This window comes from Prevotella sp. S7-1-8 (assembly GCF_000758925.1).
Classification (GTDB): domain Bacteria; phylum Bacteroidota; class Bacteroidia; order Bacteroidales; family Bacteroidaceae; genus Prevotella.
The window spans coordinates 56,620-76,229 of the sequence record NZ_JRNC01000002.1 but is presented as its reverse complement, the minus strand read 5'-3'; the positions used below and the strand labels follow the sequence as shown (position 1 = coordinate 76,229).

At 54.3% G+C, this 19,610-nt stretch carries 14 protein-coding genes; 3 read left to right on the top strand and 11 right to left on the bottom strand.

The features are described from left to right. Positions 1-24 precede the first annotated feature (24 nt). A complete protein-coding gene (locus tag HMPREF1640_RS00320; RefSeq protein ID WP_036891410.1) occupies positions 25-1,473 on the top strand; it encodes a sodium:solute symporter in 1,449 nt (482 codons plus the stop codon). A 35-nt stretch (positions 1,474-1,508) separates the two neighbouring features. On the opposite strand, the gene HMPREF1640_RS00315 is transcribed toward HMPREF1640_RS00320, so the two are convergent. Both HMPREF1640_RS00315 and HMPREF1640_RS00310 read right to left on the bottom strand, forming a co-directional pair. Further along, entirely contained in the window at positions 1,509-3,281 is a 1,773-nt protein-coding gene (locus tag HMPREF1640_RS00315) for a chloride channel protein (protein WP_052051628.1), read from the bottom strand. 84 nt (positions 3,282-3,365) lie between these two features. Further along, positions 3,366-3,932 (bottom strand): L-threonylcarbamoyladenylate synthase, encoded by a 567-nt coding sequence (locus HMPREF1640_RS00310; RefSeq protein WP_036891409.1) that lies wholly within the window; start codon positions 3,930-3,932, stop codon positions 3,366-3,368. A 265-nt stretch (positions 3,933-4,197) separates the two neighbouring features. Between HMPREF1640_RS00310 and HMPREF1640_RS00300 the strand changes: the two genes are divergently transcribed. Then, complete coding sequence (locus HMPREF1640_RS00300) at positions 4,198-5,175, top strand: ROK family protein (RefSeq protein ID WP_036891406.1); 978 nt, start codon at positions 4,198-4,200, stop codon at positions 5,173-5,175. Between the two features lie 985 nt (positions 5,176-6,160). Here HMPREF1640_RS00300 and fmt read toward each other — a convergent pair. From fmt to menA, 5 genes are all read right to left on the bottom strand, one after another. Next, positions 6,161-7,156, bottom strand: coding sequence for a methionyl-tRNA formyltransferase (fmt, locus tag HMPREF1640_RS00290; protein WP_036891403.1), 996 nt, complete (start codon positions 7,154-7,156; stop codon positions 6,161-6,163). Positions 7,157-7,219: 63 nt separating this feature from the next. Then, entirely contained in the window at positions 7,220-7,648 is a 429-nt protein-coding gene (locus tag HMPREF1640_RS00285; RefSeq protein WP_036891401.1) for a BT0820 family HAD-type phosphatase, read from the bottom strand. 11 nt (positions 7,649-7,659) lie between these two features. Beyond that, positions 7,660-10,164, bottom strand: a complete 2,505-nt coding sequence (locus HMPREF1640_RS00280; RefSeq protein WP_036891400.1) for a polysaccharide biosynthesis tyrosine autokinase — start codon at positions 10,162-10,164, stop codon at positions 7,660-7,662. Between the two features lie 27 nt (positions 10,165-10,191). Continuing rightward, positions 10,192-11,082: a glucose-1-phosphate thymidylyltransferase RfbA gene (gene rfbA / locus HMPREF1640_RS00275; RefSeq protein ID WP_036891399.1), complete on the bottom strand. Its 891-nt coding sequence runs from the start codon at positions 11,080-11,082 to the stop codon at positions 10,192-10,194. 258 nt (positions 11,083-11,340) lie between these two features. Then, positions 11,341-12,258: a 1,4-dihydroxy-2-naphthoate octaprenyltransferase gene (gene menA / locus HMPREF1640_RS00270; protein WP_036891421.1), complete on the bottom strand. Its 918-nt coding sequence runs from the start codon at positions 12,256-12,258 to the stop codon at positions 11,341-11,343. 68 nt (positions 12,259-12,326) lie between these two features. Between menA and HMPREF1640_RS00265 the strand changes: the two genes are divergently transcribed. Then, positions 12,327-12,965, top strand: coding sequence for an HD domain-containing protein (locus HMPREF1640_RS00265; RefSeq protein WP_036891398.1), 639 nt, complete (start codon positions 12,327-12,329; stop codon positions 12,963-12,965). A gap of 30 nt (positions 12,966-12,995) precedes the next feature. Here HMPREF1640_RS00265 and HMPREF1640_RS00260 read toward each other — a convergent pair whose 3' ends face one another. The 4 genes from HMPREF1640_RS00260 to aspA all read right to left on the bottom strand — a co-directional run bounded on the left by HMPREF1640_RS00260 (position 12,996) and on the right by aspA (position 19,554). Next, positions 12,996-13,445: a nucleoside deaminase gene (locus tag HMPREF1640_RS00260; protein WP_036891397.1), complete on the bottom strand. Its 450-nt coding sequence runs from the start codon at positions 13,443-13,445 to the stop codon at positions 12,996-12,998. A 265-nt stretch (positions 13,446-13,710) separates the two neighbouring features. Next, positions 13,711-16,647, bottom strand: a complete 2,937-nt coding sequence (locus tag HMPREF1640_RS00255; protein ID WP_231565802.1) for an outer membrane beta-barrel protein — start codon at positions 16,645-16,647, stop codon at positions 13,711-13,713. 9 nt (positions 16,648-16,656) lie between these two features. Continuing rightward, a complete protein-coding gene (locus tag HMPREF1640_RS00250; RefSeq protein WP_036891396.1) occupies positions 16,657-17,883 on the bottom strand; it encodes a sugar MFS transporter in 1,227 nt (408 codons plus the stop codon). A 258-nt stretch (positions 17,884-18,141) separates the two neighbouring features. Further along, positions 18,142-19,554 carry an aspartate ammonia-lyase gene (gene aspA / locus HMPREF1640_RS00240; RefSeq protein WP_036891394.1) on the bottom strand — a complete coding sequence of 471 codons (1,413 nt, stop codon included), beginning with the start codon at positions 19,552-19,554 and terminating at the stop codon, positions 18,142-18,144. Positions 19,555-19,610 lie beyond the last annotated feature (56 nt).

Genomic DNA, 19,610 nt, shown 5'->3' with positions numbered 1-19,610 from the left:
AAAAAACTTACCTTTGCAGTTGTTATGTTGATACTTCTCACTGTTTTTGGATATTTCGCCGTGTTGCTGTGTTTTAGCAGGCTCACCACTCGGCGCTCTGATAACGACACATTTTACAGGGGCAATCGCCAATCGCCTTGGCATATGGTAGCGTTTGGCATGGTGGGCGCCAGCATCTCCGGCATCACGTTTGTGTCAGTGCCCGGCATGGCGATCAAGACAGATATGACCTATTTGCAAATGTGCTTGGGTTTCATACTCGGATATTTCATCGTGGCGTTTGTGTTGCTGCCCTTCTATTACCGGCTCAATCTCACCACCATCTACGCTTGGTTGGGCCGTCGGTTGGGCCGTCGGTCATACCAGTCGGGTGCTTGTTTTTTTCTTTTGTCCAAGATGACGGGCGCCGCCGTGCGCTTTTATGTGGTGTGTTTCATCTTGCAACGGTTTGTGCTTGGACCGGTGGGCGTTCCGTTTCCGCTCACGGTTGTGGTTATGGTGTGCCTTATATGGCTCTACACACGGCGCGGTGGCATCAAGACATTGGTGTGGACCGATACGTTGCAAACGGCCTGCATGTTTACAGCGCTCATCCTGATTATTCTTCATGTGGTGTCCAGGCTGGGGCTCACTCCTGTCGAGGCATTGTCAGCCATCGCCGCCGACGCCCATGGCAGGGTGTTCGAGTTTGGCGATTGGATGTCGAGGCAGTATTTTTGGAAGCAGTTTCTTAGTGGTATTTTTGTCACCATCGTGATGACCGGACTTGACCAGGACATGATGCAGAAGAACCTGACGTGCAAGACACTGCGTGACGCGCAGAAAGACATGTGCGTGTATGGTTTTGCTTTTTTGCCGGCCAACGCTTTGTTTTTGGGCCTTGGCGTGTTGTTGATGACGCTTGCTCGACAGCAAGGCATGGCGCTCCCGGCCCAGGGCGATGACTTGTTGCCCATGTTCGCGGCCACAGGCAGTTTGGGCACGGTTGTCGTGGTGCTCTTCACCATTGGTGTCTTGGCCGCCGCGTTCTCCTCGGCCGACTCAGCCTTGACAGCTCTCACCACTTGTTTTTGCGTGGATATCTGTGGCAAACCCACTGACGAGCGGCTACGCCGAAAAGCCCACATTGGCGTGGCGGTGGTGTTCACGCTGTTCATCATGCTGTTCAAGGCGCTCAATTCCACGAGTGTCATTGATGCCATCTATATTCTTTGCTCTTATACCTATGGGCCGCTCCTTGGCCTTTTTGCCTATGGCCTGCTCACTCGTCGCCCCACGCGCGACCGTATGGTACCTTATATCTGTGTGGCATCGCCATTGCTTTGTTATGCTATCGACAGCTTAACCCTTGCCGCCACGGGCTACAAATTTGGCTATGAGTTGCTCATGCTCAATGGCGCGCTCACCTTTGCCGGTTTGTGGGTTTGCGGGAGTGGCGCCATTCCGGCCTTGTCGCGTCGCGTTGAAGGGTAGGCGTGGCTGCCCGCTCATGTATAGCTGGCGGTTTCTCACTCGGCGGAGAAGTCGGCGACGAGCTGGCGATAGGCGTGGTACAGGCGTGTCTTTGATACGATGCCTTGCAGGTGGTTGTCAATGTCCACCACGGGCAGTGCGTCTGCGTTAGTGGCGTCAAACTTGGCCATTACTTCTTCCATGGGCTCGTTGTCGTACAAGATGGCCGGAACGGGCACCATGAGTTGGCTGACGCGGAAGCGATGGTACAGTTCGGTGCGGAAAACATAGTGCCGTATCTTGTTGATGTCTATCATGCCGAGCAGGTGCTTGTTGTCGTCTACCACCGGGAGGAGCATGTCGCGGCTGCTCGTGAGTACGGAGATGAGTTTGTACATGGGCATCTCCGGCGTGACGGTTGTGCACTCTCGCTCCACCACGGAACCCATGCTGAGCATGGTGAGCACGCTGCGATCGGTGTGATGAGTGAGCAATCGCCCCTCGCGCGCCAATCGCATGGCGTATATGCTGTGTGACTCAAAGATGTTGATGACCATGAAACTCACCACCGACACGATGATGAGGGGTACGAACAATTGATAACCGCCCGTAATCTCGGCTATGAGGAAGATGCCCGTGAGTGGCGCGTGCATCACGCCAGCCATCACGCCAGCCATGCCAAGGAGCGTGAAATTTTTCTCGGGCAGGTACATGCCTATTTGCTCCTTGTTCCAAAAGTGCGCGAAGAGAAATCCGGCGAAGCCACCCACGAAGAGCGACGGCGCGAAAGTTCCGCCGCATCCGCCTGCCCCATTGGTGGAGGATGTGGCCACGATCTTGGTAAACATGACAAGCGCGACATAGACCAAGAGCAGCTCCGGATGCCCATAGAAGAGAGAACCGTCCATTATCTTGGACCAGTCGGCCTCGGTTTGGCCCTCCATGAAGATGGCGATGGCATCGTAACCTTCGCCATAGAGCGCCGGAAAAAGGAATATGAGTGAGCTTAGCACCAATCCGCCCACTAAGAGTTTGGCGTAGAAATGATGGCGCATCATGGCGTACTTGCTCTCGCAAAAATTCATCATGCGCATGAAATAGAGGCTCATCAGTCCGCACATCACGCCCAAGAGAACGGTGCCTGGTATGCGCTCCACGCTCCATGCGCTGTCAAGATGAAACGTGAAGAGCGTGGAAGTTCCCGTGAAAAGGTATGAGAAGATGTCGGCCGTGATGCTCGAGATAAGGATTGGTACCAATGAGGCCATGGTGAGGTCTATCATAAGCACTTCCAAGGTGAACACCAAGCCTGCGATGGGGGCCTTGAAAATGCCTGCGATGGCCGCCGCGGCGCCACAGCCCACCAATAGCATCACGGTGCGTTTGTTCATGTTGAACAGTCTGCCAAGATTGGATCCGATGGCCGACCCTGTGAGCACAATAGGCGCCTCGGCTCCCACAGACCCGCCGCATCCGATGGTGATGGCCGACGCCACCACGGAGCTCCATGTGTTGTGCGCCCGTATGAGAGAGTTTTTGGTTGCGATGGCGTAGAGCACTCGAGTAATGCCATGCGAGATATTGTCACGCACTACGTATTTGATAAAAAGCGAAGTGAGGTAAATGCCCACCACTGGCACCACAAGAAAGAGCCAGTTGGCTCGTTCGGTGAAAAATCCGTAGCTTAGTAGTCGCTGTATCAGCTTGATGAGACCATGGAGCATGAAGGCTGCCACGGAGGCCAAGAAACCGATGATGAACGCAAGGATGTAGGTGGCTTGCTTATTGGTAAGCGTGTTGTTTTTCCAAGCTATGAGTTTTGCTATCACTTTCTTGCTGTTGTTTTGTCGACGCGAAAAATTTAAGGCGCGCGCCTTGTCGCGGGACTGTGGGCCGTAAATGTGAAATGCTGTTTATCTGATGATGGTGACCTCGCCAGTGGGACCGAGCTTGACAATGGAGCTGGGCGTGTGCGGCTTGTGCTCGTTGCGCCTTGAGAAGCATACGTAGTCCACGCTGTCTAACAGCTCTTGCGAGATGTCTTGGTAGTTTTGGGCGGCTGGCTCTCCGCTGATGTTGGCGCTGGTGCTGACAATGGCTTTTTGGAAACGGTAGCACAGTTGGCGCGAGAAAGGCTCGTTGGTGATACGCAGCGCTATGCTGCCATCGTCGGCGATAAGATTGGGGGCGAGGTTCACGGCGCCGTCGAGGATGACGGTGGTGGGTTTCACGGCAGCGTCCATGAGGTCCCAAGCTATGTTGGGCACTTGGCGCACGTACCGCTGCAACCGCGCGTCTGAGTCCACGAGGCAGATGAGAGCCTTGGAGTCGTCGCGCTTTTTGATGGCGTACACCTTGGCCACGGCTTCGGCGTTGGTGGCGTCGCAGCCGATGCCCCACACGGTGTCGGTGGGGTATAGGATAACGCCGCCATTCTTTAAGACATCGACGGCCTTTTTGATATCTTCTTCTTGTGTCATTTTTTTAAAGGATATATAGGCAAAGTTACAGAAACTTTACTTATCGTCCAAATGTTTGCGAGTTTTTTTAAGGTTGCGCGGGCTCAACTTTTCCTATGTTTTGAAATTCAAAAAAAAGCGATGAATACCCTTTTAAATCTCAAATGTTTTGTTATCTTTGCAAAAGATTGGCATCGCCTCGGCAATTTGAGGCTTCGCCCCGTTGCGCTCTGCTTGCGCAATCTAATTATGGTAAGAGACTACGCTAACTTAAAAAAGATATAAAATGAACGAACAAGAATTGATGAAACCGTACGTCATTGGCTTGGACCTTGGCGGCACGAACTCTGTCTTCGGGATAGTGGACAGTCGAGGCGAGATAAAGGCTACGACAGCCATCAAGACGCAAGGCTATGATACCGCGGAGGAGTACGTGAAAGCGGCGGTGGACGCTCTCAACGTCATTATCTACCAAGTGGGTGGCATTGATAAAATCAAGGCCATGGGCATTGGCGCGCCAAACGGCAATTTCTACAATGGGACAATAGAGTTTGCGCCCAATCTGGTATGGGGGCACAATGGTATAGTGCCTTTGGCCGACATGTTCTCGAAAGCGCTTGGCGTGCCTGTCGGGCTTACCAACGACGCCAACGCGGCCGCCATTGGCGAGATGACGTATGGCGTGGCGCGCGGTTTGAAAAACTTCGTGATGATCACGCTTGGCACGGGCGTGGGCTCGGGCATCGTGATAGACGGGCACGTGGTGTATGGCTCTGACGGTTTTGCCGGCGAGCTGGGCCACGTCACGATGGTGCGCGAAAATGGCCGCTCATGCGGATGTGGCCGCACAGGTTGCTTGGAGGCTTACTGCTCGGCCACGGGCGTGGCGCGCACGGCTCGCGAGATGTTGAGCCAGTCTGACGAGCCTTCGTTGTTGCGCGAGCTTGACGCCGACAAGATCACTTCGCTCGACGTGAGCGTTGCCGCTGGCAAGGGCGACGCGATGGCGAAAAGCATTTTTGAGTTTACGGGCGACATGTTGGGTCAGGCGTGCGCGGATTTCGCGACGTTCTTGTCGCCGGAGGCATTTGTGTTTTTTGGTGGATTGACCAACGCTGGCGAGCTTATCATGGACCCTATACGTCGCAGCTACGACAAGCATGTGCTCAAAGTGTTCAAGGGCAAGGCCAAGTTCTTGGTGAGCGCCTTGGAGGGCAGCTCGGCCGCCGTGTTGGGAGCGTCGGCTATTGGCTGGGAGCTGTAAGCGCTGTCTGTGTATAAAGCAAGGCGCCAAGTCTCGTTGAGGCTTGGCGCCTTGCCCTTTGGCGTGGCATGGGGATGGCTCGGTGGAAAAAGCGAGGAGTCTCATGTTGCTATCGAGGTTAACCCATCGTTACAATGATGCCCACATGTATTTTGACGAGACGCTCGCCATGTACAATATAGGTGGGCGAATGTGGCGCGCGCGCGCTTCGGGATGTCTGCGCAATATGTACGCGTTTTCGGTTTTTTCCTTTAAAAACCCGCTTGTCCGGAACGCGGTTCTTGGGAATTTGGAATTTGTCAATTATTTGAACAAACACCCCTCTCAAATTCGCTTGTTTAAAAATAAGTTTGCCATCGTCCGAAATACGCGAAATCTGCGATAGTTTGTAAATGATTGACATTCAGTGTCTTTTAAAAAACAGCCTATATTCTCCTTTTTTGTGGTCCGCGGTTTAGCGCCAAATGGCGGTGTGAGAAGGTCGCTATCGCGGCGCGATCGCGCCTCTTTCGCGAAGCCAACAAGGCCTAATCACGCCGTGAGAAAGTGCCAATCGCGGCACTCTTATGATTTTTGGTAACGCTCTACTTGATTTTGACAAAAAAAGATAGCTCTTTTTGCTCTGGATGACTCGAAAATAATGATCAAAAAAACAGTAATTATATTTTATAAAATGAAGACTAAGGAGTGAAGAGTGAAGAATGGGGAGCAAAGAATGAATGAAGACAATTATATCGGATTCAAGAAGCGTCTAAGCGCGGTAGAAATTTACGCTTATGAACTCTTATGCCCACATCATGTCTTCCTGTCTTTAATCCTGTTCGCGGTTATACATGGTTACCACAATCGTAGGGACCTGAGATGCCCCCCAAAAGTAAATGCCCACTGAGCCTTCAGCTCCCCCATTAAATATCAGCTGAGCCATGGAGATGGCGTGCGCGCGTCAGCGTGCCCAAATGGGTTGTCCGCAGTATCGTCGGTGCTCCTATGAGAGATGGGCCAAATCTATGTCATGGTTGCCATTAAGGAAGTCGCTGGCGCGCATTCGGCGCTTGCCAGCCAGTTGCAACTCGGTGAGCTCCAGCCACTCGTCGGCGCAAGCCACGAGCAGGCGGTGTCTCTCCACGCGCATGCTGCCGGGCTCGTGGCCTGTGGCGGTGATGCCCGTTTTCAGGGCTTTGAATATTTTTAGAGTGAGTGCTTTGTCCATGCTGTCTTGGCAGAGTGTGGTCCAAGCTGTGGGGTAGGGAGACAAGCCGCGTATGAAATCGTACACTCGCTTGGCGCTTTGGTCCCACCGCACGCGACAAGTGTCCTTGAAAATCTTGGGCGCGGGTTGTAGCTGGCCTCCCGTTTGGCAACCATCTTTGTCCCATTGATCTTGCGGTGTGGACGCTATGTGCCCGCCGCCGTCGATGACACGGTGTAGCGTCTCCACGGCGATGTCCGCTCCGAGGGCGGCCAATCCGTCGTATACATATTCCGCGTCGGCGTCGTCGGGAATGTCAAATCTTTTTTGTAGGATGATACGCCCGGTGTCTATGTCGTGGTCAAGAAAGAACGTTGTAACCCCCGTTTGCGTTTCGCCATTGATGATGGCCCAATTGATGGGAGCCGCTCCCCGATACTGGGGCAACAAGGCCGCGTGTACGTTAAACGTGCCGCAGGGTGGCATGCTCCACACTATCTCGGGCAACATGCGAAAGGCCACCACCACTTGGATGTCGGCTTTGTAAGTGGCCAGCTCGCTAATAAATTCCGCGTCTTTCATCCTCGCGGGTTGCAACACCGGTATGCCATGTCCCATGGCGTACCGCTTCACGGCCGATGGCTGCGAAACGTTCTGGTGACGGCCCACTGGCTTGTCGGGCTGCGTCACCACCGCCACCACGTTGAACCGTTCGTTGACAAGTCTGTCGAGCGTGCTCACCGCGAAGTCTGGCGTGCCCATGAATACAATTTTGAGATCCTGCTTGGTCATTGTTTGGTGTTTAAAAAAGGTTGCGCTGTCGCGAGCGGCGGTCTTGGGCGGTGCCTTGCCCCATCATTTCCACCACCATTTTTTGCGCCTTGTGCGCTCCTCGGAAACGTGTCCCATGGACTCGCGCATGATATCGGCGTATGTACGGCGCTCGGAGATGATGCGGTATATCTGTCCCCAGTCGGGCAATCCGCCGATGCCGCGGTCGTCTATGAAATAATCCGCTTTTAGCTTGCGGCTGAAGTGGTTGTTTTTTTCCACCTCCTCCTCTGGGTAGTCACGGTTCACGGCCCAAAAATCCACCCCGCGCTCATGGCACCAGTCTATGGCCTCTTGCAACAGATGGCCCTCGCGTACGGTCCAAAGGATGAGCCGGTGATGGTCGTTGATGAGCATGCGCAGGGTCTCGGTGGCAAAAGGGCGCTCCTCGCCGATGCGTGGATAGCGATGCTCCACGATTGTGCCGTCAAAGTCTACCGCGATTGTTGCCATGTGCTTGGGGGTTATTTCTTGACAGAGTCGTCGTTCACGTCGACATAGTGGCTTTTGCTGTAGTTGCCATAGCTACCGTAACTACCGTATGTGCCATGATGGCCGTATTTGCCGTAACGCCCGTAGCGTCCGTAACGGCCATAGCGTCCATAGCCATAGTAGTAGCCGTGTTTTTTCTTGGACATGTCTATGCCGTTGATGACAATGCCTATCTTGGGCAGCTTCTTGGTGGCGGCAAGGTCGTTGATGAGCTCGAAGCTCTCTTTGGGTGTATAGTCGGCTCGGCAGGTATATACCGTGAGGTCGCACACGTTGCCCACTTGTATGGTATCGGTCACGAGGCCCACGGGCGCCGTGTCCACGAGAATGTAGTCGTAGTGTTGGCGCAACTCGGCGAAAATCTCACCAAGACTCTTGCGCGACACGAGCTCGGCGGGGTTGGGCGGAATGGGCCCGGCCATGAGCAAGTCGAGGTTGTTGTTGATGCCCGAGGGCAATATCTGGCTTTGTATGGTCGCCCAGTCGGGGTTGTCCCTCACGAGCAGGTTGGTGATGCCGTGCGAGTTGTCGTTTATCTCAAACAGTTCGGCCAGTCGCGGCTTGCGTATGTCAAGCCCCACCAATATCACTTTCTTGCCTAACAGCGCGAACGACACCGCGAGGTTTGAGGTGATGAAGGTCTTGCCCTCGCCCGAGATGGTTGATGTAAACATGAAGACCCTCTGGTCGCCGGTGAGCATGAATTGCAGGTTGGTGCGCAAAGAGCGGAATATTTCCTCCATCATGTTGTTTTTGTTCTCATGCACCACGATGTCCGCTTTGGTCTTGGCGGTTTCCGACGCCACCGCCACGTCGGCCAGAATGGGCAGCTTGGTGAGCCGTGCCACGTCTTCGTGTCCCTCTATCTTGTAATGGAAGAACTGTATCAAGAATAATATCAGGGCGGGCAGCGCCAGGGCGACGATCAGTGCCGCGAGCAGTATCGTGTTTCGGTTGGGGCTCACCTGTCCCATGAGAGTGGGTTGGTCTATGAGTTTGCCTTTGTCGGCGGTGGCGGCGAGCGATATGGAGTTTTCCTCGCGTTTTTGCAAGAGCATGAGGTATAGCCCCGATTTCACTTCCTGTTGGCGGCCTATCTGCGTGAGCATGCGCTCCTGCTCGGGGTTTTGTCCCACCCTGCCTTGGTACACGCTGTATTGCGACGCCACCGAGTTGCGTTGGATGTTCATGTTGCGGCGCGTCTGGTTGAGAGATCGCCTGATGGCTCCTTCAAGCTCGCCTATCTGCGAGGTGAGTGGCGTCACGCTGGGCGACGTCTCGCTGGCGCTTTGCAAAAGGAGGTTGCGCTTTTGCACCAGCGCGTTGTAATTGGTGATGAGCGATGTTACCGATTGGTCGTCAATGCCCACGTTTGAGGGCAGCGGCTGGTTTTTGTTGGCGGGGTTGTTCATGTATCTCACCATCTCGTCGGCCAATTGCACCTGCGTGTTGGCCTCGGCCAATTTCTTCGCATACTCGTCGGCGTTGCCCATGGCCTGCCCTGCGTTCATGTCTAATTGTACGATGTTGTTGCGACGTTTGTAGCTCTCGAGTTGTCCCTCGGTGTTGCCAAGCTCCGCGTTTATCTTTTCCAAGCGGCCGTTTATAAACTCCTCGGTTCGCATGGCCACCTCATTTTTGTCCTCGTTGGCCTGCCGGTTATAACACAGCGCGAGTTGTTGCAGGTAGTCCATGGCTCGCTGTGGGCTCTCGTCCATTACCACCAATTGGGCTATTGTGGTCGATTTGTTGGTCTGGGCCACGTTCAGCGCGGCCACGTATTTGTAGGCGGCCATGCGTGGCGACGTGATGGTCACTTTCAGTTTCTCTCCTTCCGGCATGGTGGCCATGCCGTTCAGGCTAAAGCTCAGTATGCCAGCGCGTGTGCCTATGCTGGCCGGTAGTTGCGCCAGCGTTTTATCTATGGCGTATGGGCCGTTCGCGTTGTTGTCGCCAACAGGCACGTAGTAGGTGCCCTCCACGTGGTATTTGGAGCCTTCTCGCTTTATGGTCAAGGAGATTGGGGCGTTGAGTTTCTCCAAGTGCTCGGGGTCGATGTCCACGTTGATGGGCTGCGTTTTGTAATTCAGCACCTCTTTTACCTTGCCCATTGTGTAATAGTTGGTGTAGAGCTTCAGGTCTCTTACGGCCTGTTGGGCCAACGAGTGCGAGGTCAGTATCTCCATCTCGTTTTCAATGCCGGCCGAGTTTGAGATCGTTCCGAACGTCGAACTGTTGAGCATGCTGCGTCGGCTGTTGGTGTTGTTGTCCTTGATGAGCAGCTTTGCCGAAGCCTGGTAAACAGGCGTCTTGTAGCGCAGGTATATGGCCGCTGCGCCGAGGCAGATGATGAAGGATAGCAAAAACCACTTCCAGTTGAGAATGAGCGTGGTGTAAATGGTGGCGAAATCGAATGTCGATTTTTCCGCTTCGGGTTGTTCGGTGTATTCCGCTACCGTTTTATTGTTTTCTTCCATTGTATGTTTTTTGTAATTTTCTCTTTATTATGATAGTCGCTTGTTTTCTTCAGCCATTTTCAATAGATACTTGCCATAATCGTTCTTGGCCATTGGCGTTGCCGCCTCGATGAGTTGGTCGAAGGTTATCCAACCCTGCTTGTAGGCTATTTCCTCTAAGCAAGCCACTTTTAGCCCCTGCCGTTTCTCGATCACCTCCACGAAGTTGCCGGCCTCGGCCAAGCTGTCGTGCGTGCCCGTGTCAAGCCACGCGAACCCTCGGGGCAAGGTTTTGATTTTCAGGGCTGCTCTCGCCAAGTACTCTTGGTTGACCGATGTTATTTCCAGCTCGCCTCGCTCGCTGGGTTTTATGTTCTTGGCTATGTCTACCACGCTGTTGGGATAGAAGTACAGCCCCACCACGGCGTAGTTGCTTTTTGGGTTTTTGGGTTTCTCCTCTATGCTCAGGCATGTGCCGTCCGCGTCAAACTCGGCCACGCCATATCGCTCGGGGTCGTTCACGTAATAGCCGAAGATGGTTGCCTTGTCCTCGCATATGGCGGCGTTCACGCTCTCTTGCAGTATGCGCGTGAAGCCCGCTCCGTAAAAGATGTTGTCGCCCAGCACCAAGCAGACGCTATCTTTGCCTATGAATTTCTCGCCTATGATGAAAGCTTGCGCCAGGCCGTCGGGCGATGGTTGCTCGGCGTATTCTATCCGCATGCCTATCTCATGGCCATCGCCGAGCAGGCGCTCAAAGCCTGGCAAGTCGTATGGCGTGGAGATGATGAGCACGTCACGAATGCCAGATAGCATCAGCACTGACAGCGGATAGTATATCATCGGCTTGTCGTATATTGGTATGAGTTGTTTGCTAATGCCCTTGGTGATGGGGTACAAACGCGTGCCCGAGCCACCTGCCAATATTATTCCTTTCATTTCTTCAATACGTTAATTATATGAATTATATGTCACGTGCGTGGCCTGTAGCTTGTATGCGCACGTTTGGGGAGGTATCTGTTTGATAGATAGACACCATTAGTTTTGCGCGAAGTTAAGAATTTTTATCGACAAACGTGGTCATAAATAGACGAAAAATCCAACGATGGCGTTTTTTTTGTCACGTCGTCATCTTTTGTGTTGCAGGTGGGCGCGTTCGTGTTGGCCGCGTGTTGTCGTCCGCGCGCCGCTCCGGGGTCACGCCGATATGGCCACGCCTGCCGCCACCGCCATGCCATACACTATCATGTTGCGTGCTGTCTGCCCTAACAATTCGTTGAGCTTGTGGTCGCGCTCCATGCCCCTCAGCCGTCGGTACGCGCCTATGTGTAGCCACAGGTACGAGACGATGGGGAGCGCGAAGCCGCCGGCGTGCCCCCTGGCCACGTAGGCCACACCCAAGGCCACGGCAGCCACGCCCACCCAAAGGTACAGGAGTCTGCCTGCGCTGGGCCCTATCCGAGCCACGAGGGTGAGTTTGCCGTCGCGTATATCGTTGTCAATGTCTCGATAGTTGTTCACTATCAACAATGTGTCTGTTACCAGTCCGCAGGCCACCGCGCCCACCACCACCTCGGCGCTCACGCCGCGCTCGTGAGGTGGAAGGCTCAAATAATATGTGAGACACACGGGCACGAGTCCGAAAAAAACGATTACCAGCGCGTCTCCTAACCCCATGTAAGACAGTTTGGTGGTGTACAAGAAGCAAAATGCCACGCATGCCACCCCCACGCCCACCATGGGCCAGCCGCCCATCCATGCCAAGGGCAGCCCGGCGACGCACGCCACGGCCGTGACGATAGCGATGGCCCGGCGCATGGCGCGGGCCGACACCCACCCCATGGAGCAGGCTCGGGGCGGCCCCAAGCGCGTTGCCGCGTCGTCGTTGCCTCGCCTGAAGTCGAAGTAATCGTTCACAAGATTGGCGTCCACCTGCATCGTCATCGCGAATAGCAGGCAAAGCCCAGCGGCTCCCCACGCTATGTGCCCGCCAGCGTCGGCCCACGCCAGGGCCGCGCCTATCATTACAGGCACGGCTGCCCCGGACAGCGTCTTGGGGCGAGCTGCGAGCGCCCAGGCGCGAAAAGAATTGGTCTTTACGTTTGTTTCGTCCATCATAATGTTGCAAAAATAGCCATTATTTGCTACATTTGCAAGTGAATAAACATTTTAACACTCCCAGTATGCAAGTGAACTTAGACTTGATGGCTTTTGTGGAGACCGCCATCCTCCCTAAATACAACGCTTTCGACCGCGCCCACGGACTAGCCCACGTGCAGCGCGTCATCGCCAACTCAATGGAGCTGGCGCAGCAATTGGGCGCCGACGTCAACATGGTGTACGCCATAGCGGCCTACCACGACCTTGGCATGAGCGGCCCGCGCGCCATACACCATATCACGGGCGGCAAGATACTCGCCGCCGATCGCAGATTGGACAGGTGGTTTTCGCCAGACCAAATAAGCGTGATGAAAGAGGCCGTGGAGGACCACCGGGCCTCGGCCTCGCGCGAGCCGCGCAGCATATACGGCAAAATCGTGGCCGAGGCAGACCGCGACCTTACCCCAGAGGTGGTTTTCGCGAGGGCCGTGGAGTATGGCCTGGACCATTATCCCGACTTGGACAGGGAGCGGCAATGGCAGCGGTTCGAGCGTCACATGGAGCAAAAATACAGCAGCGAGGGTTATATCAAACTGTGGATACCCAACTCGCCCAACCACAAGTATCTCACCGCTGTGCGCGAGGTGATTGCTGACAAGGCGTGTTTGCGCGCCGTCTTTGACCGTGTCTACGACAGTCTCAAACTCGCCGATGGTCGATGAGCCGCCAAGGCCAGCCGTTTCGTGGGTAGCTCATCGTCTCTTGTCTCTAAAAAAAGCCTGCATCAAGGCCTTGCACTCCCCGGCCAACACGCCTCGTGTCACGGTGGCCTTGGGGTGTAGCGTCATGGGCGCGAGCCGCGTGTAGCCACGCTTTTCCTCGTCCGCGCCATACACCACGCGACCTATCTGCGCCCATCCCATGGCGCCAGCGCACATGGCGCATGGCTCCACGGTCACGTATAGCGAGCAGTCGGGCAGGTATTTGCCCCCAAGGGCGGCCGCCGCGGCGGTGATGGCAAGCATCTCGGCGTGCGCCGTCACGTCGCCTAACGTCTCGGTCTGGTTGTGCGCCCGCGCTATCACGCGGCCTTGACACACCACCACCGCGCCTATGGGTATCTCGCCCTCACTATACGCCGCCTCGGCTTCAGCGAGTGCCATGCGCATGAAACGCTCGTCAATGTTTCGCTCTTCGTTCATAGTTCGTCGTTATTTCTTGCCACATATTAAAACTCAATTTCAAAGGCGCGCGGATCGTTGGATTGTTGCGCGCCGTGTTGCCCGTAGGGGCGTGATTTATCACGGACCGTCAATATGGCGCGCCAATGTTCATAATATATTTTTTGTAGATGACATGGCATGATGGTGGTCGTGCGCCCATGCGCCAAAAATGATGTCATAGCATAGTTGGAGACATTCTGCGTCTCTTTCAAGGCGTGGTGGCTTGTTTGTGCTCATGTTATTGTCAGAAGATTGTGCTGGAGGGTTTTTCCATGCCAAAGGTGAATTTGTAGGCGGCCCGAATCATGAAAAAACGGTTCAACGAGTTGGTCCAAGTCTCTGTGCGCCCTTGCGCGTCGAGCGTGAACATGTTGTTGCTCAAGTTGCCCAAGATGTCAAACCCATCTATCGACAGGGCCAGCTTGTCGTTCATGAACTGCTTGGTGAGGCGCATGTTCCACACGGTTTCGTTGGTGTTCATCTGTGGATCGTTGTAGCCTCGGCGTATATAGTCCACGATGCTTGTGGCGCACTCCATGCCCCAAGGCAGTTTTATGCTGCCGCTCAGGCCTACGTTGCAGTCCCACGCGCTCACCGCTTGGAAGTCGTTTCGGTCGCTCGTGGCTCGCTGGTGTGTGATTGCTGTTTTCAGTTCTGCCCTCAAATTGTCAGACAGTTGGTAGCTCACGTTGAGGTTGTTGGCCAGGGTCCAGTTGTGCACTTCGCTGCGCTCGATATTCGTCCCCTTAACGGTGGTGAGATCCACGTTGTTGCTATAGTTGGCGGAGAAGGCTTCTTCCAGCATGATGCGTTTGCGTCTGTCTATTGGTGTGGTGGTCTGCACGGCGGCTCCAGCGTTCCAGTTGCCGTTGATGTTTGCCGGTCGGGTGGTGGTGATGCCTGTCGCTTTGTCATACACGTTAGCCGTTGCGATGGCGTTCTGGATGATGCTGGCGTTCATGCTGACGCTGTAGTTGCGTTGCGAGGCCATGTTGAAGATGGCCGCCATCATGAAAAGGCCGTGCGTTCTCGATTTTTTCAGGTGCTCGTTGCCAAGGGTCACTATCAAGGGGTTGGCGTCGTCGCGTATGTCGAGCATGGAGGTCAGCGACGGTTGCTGCTGGTTGGTGGAATAGGTGACCGAGGCTAATCGCAGGCCAGTGGAGTCGTTGAAATGGTAAGTGAAGTTCAGCGTGGGCTCGAAGAGCAACGAGTGTCGTTCCTTGGAGTAGCTTTTGTTGCGGTAATATTCTATCTTCTCGTATCGCTCGCGTATGGGTAGCGTAAGCTCCACGACATATTGCGGTCGGCGCGTTCCGTCGCCGTGGTTGTAGTTGAAGGTCATGCTGGCCGTATGCTCCACGTTTCTCGTTCGGTTACGATAGCTGTTCATTCTGTCGAGCGCGCTGGTCAGGGCCTCGCGCGTGGAGGGCAACACGCCCAATGCGTAGGCCGAGTCGGTGTAATGGGCTAATTGGTCTAATCGGTAGAGGCTGTGGTCGGTGTCACTGTATGTCTGTCTGAACTGATAACTTGGCCTGATATAGATGGATGCCGTGTTGGTTGTGTCCATGTTTATCAGGCGGGTGTAGTCTATGTTGGCGTCTATCGAGTAGTTGTGAATAGGTGTTTCTTCGTATTGTCTGCGATGGTCGTTCGTGCCTTGTGCGGCCATGTAGTCTATGTGGTTCAGGGCGTGGCTGTCGTTATTGGTCCGTTCATAGTTCGCGTTTGCCCTCATGGTCAACATGTTGTTCCAGCTGTTTTCTTTGTCCTTGCCAAAAGCTATGCGGTCTGTAAGGTCGGCGTCATACGACAGGGTGTTGGTTTGGAAAAGCCGGTCGTTTCGCACGCGGTTGATGGTCATGGCCAATAGGCGCTGGCCAGACTTGGGCATGAACAAACTGTCAAGGGTGGCGATTGCGCTTGGTTTGGCATTGAGGCGCGCGGATCGGCTGTTGCTCCATCCATTGCCTTTGCTGATGTTTATGGAGGAGTTTCCCGAGAGCATGTGCTGTCCCGGTGTCAGGCTGAAATATAGCCCCGTGTTCCATGCGGTGTTTTTGTTGCGATTGGTCGATTGTGCCAAGCCATAGTGGTCTCCGCCGGTCAGGAAGTTTTGCGACGTGATGCGCTGTGTCGTCTCGTTGTCTGAGCGTGAGAGTGCGGTCGTACACTCTATATAGTTATCTTCGCCGGCCCCCTCGTAGCGATAGGTCAGCGTGCCGCTTTTGGTGTCGGTTAGTCCGCCTCCTGTGTCGGGTGCTGTCTCCATGTCGACATCCTCGCCGGGTGTGCCGCGGTCGTTCATATTGTTGGCTGCCGCCGTCACGGTGAGTCGCGACCGTTTGGTGTATCGCATGGCGAAGAGCTTGCCATTGTAGCGTCGGTCGGTGCCGCCGGCCATGTCTGCGTTGCCTATCAATCCTTGGTGATATTGCTTTTTCAAGCTCACGTCGAGCACGAAAGTGCGATCGTTCATGTCGCGCCCCATCAGTCGGCTATCCTGTCCGAGCTTGTCATAAGCCTTTATTTTATCCACGGTGTAGGCCGGCAGGTTTTCCAAAGCTTTTTTGGCGTCACCCTTGAAGAAGTCGCGGCCGTCTATAAGGAGCGAGCTGACGGTGCGCCCGTTCACCTTGATGAGTCCGTCTTGCAGCGTGGCGCCGGGCAGTTGCCTGATGAGTGCGTCGAGCATGGAGCCTTGGCTCAGCTTGAACGCTGACGCGTTGTAAACCAAGGTGTCGCCGTGCATCACCATTTTTATCTTGGTGGCGGTTACCGTCACCTCGTCGAGCATAGTGGCCGCGGGCTCCATTTTTACCGCGTCTATCACTTGCTCGTTCACGCGATCGGCCATCTCCACCTTGACCGGGCGGTACAAGGTGGTGTAGCCCACCATCGAGAAGCGCAATATATAAGAGGTATGGTTTGTCACATCTATTTGGTACATGGGCGTGTTGCCGTACCAATAATTGTTCTCAGTGGTGATGGCCGAGCCCACCACTGTGCTGTCCGCGGCCGAGAGCAGTTCCACGCGCACGCCTTTCAGAGGCTGACGGGTGTCGGCTCCTATCACCCATCCCAAGATGTGGCGTGCCGAGACGGTGGCGCACAGCATGGATGCCAATATTGCCAGCGTGAGTTTTGCGATAAGGGCAGATGAGGAAATTCTTGACATGGTTCAGTCTCAAATTATCAGGATAGTGGGCTTTTGTTTGCGTGTAAGCTCCGACGCGAACAACAATACCACGAAAAAGCCTATGAACGGTATAATGAACGGCATGCTCATCATGTGCGTGGAGTCGGCAATGAGGCCCATGAGCAGAAATCCGCAGCCACCGATGGGTGTCATCATGAGCAGCGACGACGCGCTCTTGGTGAGATTGCCCAACCCCCGAAGCGACAGCGAGAAGATGGTGGGAAACATGATGGCCTCGCAAATGTAGTTGAGAACGAGGGCCACCATCGACACGACACCAAGGTTGAGCATGACCACGCCTACGCATGTCACGCTGCCAGTGGCGCAATATAGCAACATGCGTTCTGGTTTGACGCGCCGCATGGCCCAGCTACCCGCAAAGCGTCCCACCATGAACAGCCCGAGCGCTACGGTGAGGATGATGGAGGCGGTGTTGTCTGTCATCCAGCCTTTGGCCGTGACATAATTGATGAAATAGCTGTTGATGGATATCTCCGCTATCTCGTAAGCCAGTAGCGCGAGCAGTCCAAAGACAAACATGGGATGGTGATGAAAGAGCTTCATGATGCGAGTGCCCTGGCTGCGGTCCTCGGCGGTAATTCGGTGTTGTATCTCGGGCAGGTCCACCCGTGAAAATACCACCGCTATGATCAGCACCACTATGCCCAGTGCGGTGTATGGAATGACAATATTGCCGCCGCTCTCCGTTCCGTTAAAAAGAAACTGCCCCACGATGAATGTTGCCGATAGCGATCCCAAGCCGTTAAACGATTGTGAGAGGTTTAGCCTGCTGGTGGCGCTGTCGGGGTGTCCAAGCTCTGTGACGTAAGGATTGGCGGCTGTCTCCAAGAATACCAATCCGCAGCCGATGATGAACAGCGCACCCAAGTAAGCGTAGAACGTTCCGGCCTCGGCGCCGGGTATGAAGAGCAACGACCCGATGCCGAATAGTGTCAGCCCGAACACCACCCCCATGCGGTAGCCTTGCCTATTGATGAACCATCCGGCCGGGATGGCCATGATGAAATAGCCCAAATAGGTGGTCACCTGTATCAACGACGATTGCGTGATGGTGATGTCCAGGGCGTTTTGGAAATGCTTGTTGAGCACGTCTAAAATGGCTCGGGCAAAACCCCACAAAAAGAAGAGCGAGGTAACGAGCGCGAATGGCAGCAAATATTGCTTGGTGGTTATTTTTGAATGTTGGTCTTGCATCTTGTCAAAATCATGTCTTGAATGGTCGGCCGTCAGCCACCTGCGTGGCCTGGCTTGTATTATTACAACTCACTAACGGCCCCTGATATTGTGGTTTCTTGACAAAAAAGATGTTTTTCTCGGATTTTGGGAATGCTTTTCCTTTTTCTTTTGATGTCTTGGTAAAAAAACCGCGAGGCCATTGTGTTGGCTTCGCGGTTGATAGGTGTTTTAGTGCCGTCTCATTCGGCGTGTGGGTCATGCCCTTTCGTGTAGGCGTCAAATCTTGTTGTGTGCCGTGAGCATAGCTTTGGGGTCGAGAATTTCGTCCACCTGCTCCTCGGTGAGCAGTTTTTTCTCCAAGACTATCTCGTGCAGACTCTTGCCTGTCTCCAAGGCTTCTTTGGCCACCTTGGTGCTGTTCTTGTAACCAATGTATGGGTTTAGGGCGGTCACGATGCCGATAGAGTGTTTCACGGTGTCCATATTGTGTTTGGCGTTCACCGTGATGCCCTGCACGCATTTTTCCCTCAGGGTGTTCATGGCGTTAGTGAGCCACGACACGTTCTCGAACAAGCATTCCACGATAACCGGCTCCATGACGTTGAGTTGCAGTTGTCCGGCTTCGGCAGCCAGTGTCACGGTGGTGTCGTTACCTATAACCTTGAAACACACTTGGTTTGTCACCTCGGGGATTACGGGGTTCACCTTGCCGGGCATGATAGACGATCCGGGTGCCATGGGGGGCAAGTTAATCTCGTTCAGACCGCATCGTGGGCCTGATGCCATGAGGCGAAGGTCGTTGCAAATCTTGGATAGTTTGGCGGCCAGACGTTTCAGTGCGCCAGAATAGCCCACATAATCGCTTGTGTCTGGTGTGGCGGCAATCATGTCGTCGGCCTTCTTAAATTCGTCGCCAGTGTATTGGCAGAGAAGCTTTGTCACCAAGTCGGCATAGCCCGGAACGGCGTTCAGTCCTGTGCCGATGGCAGTGGCGCCCATGTTGATGGTGAGCAACAGCTTGGCGTTGTACTCGATATGGGCTATCTCATCTTGCAACGTGTTGGCGAATGCCGTAAACTCTTGGCCGGATGTCATGGGCACGGCGTCTTGCAGTTGGGTGCGCCCCATCTTCACGTCTTCCTTGAACTCCTCGCCTTTAGCACGGAAAGCGTCCGCGAGTTGTTTCAAGCTCTTCAGCAAGTCTTTGTTCATGCGATACACGGCGTAGCGCAATGCTGTGGGGTATGCGTCGTTGGTCGATTGTCCGCAGTTCACATGGTCGTTGGGATAGCAGTGTGGATAGTCGCCCTTCTCGTAGCCCATGAGTTCCAATGCCCTGTTGGCTATCACCTCATTGGCGTTCATGTTCACCGATGTACCGGCTCCTCCTTGCATCATATCCACTGGGAAGTTTTCCCAAAGTTTGCCGCCTATCACTTCGTCGGCAGCCTTGCAAATGCCTTCCGCGATATTTTTATCCAACGCGCCAAGCTCCGCGTTGGCGGCGGCTGCGGCTTTCTTGACGTAGGCTATCGAGATGACGAACTCTGGATAGTCGCACATCTTGGAGTTGGATATTTTATAATTGTTGATGGCGCGTTGTGTCTGCACGCCGTAATAGGCCTCGGCGGGTACTTGCAATTCGCCCAAGAGGTCAGACTCTACACGGAATTTTGCGTTTTTTTCCATAATAGCTTGATTTAAGTTTGAGATGTTGTGATGTTAAAAAGAGGTGAGGAGACGAG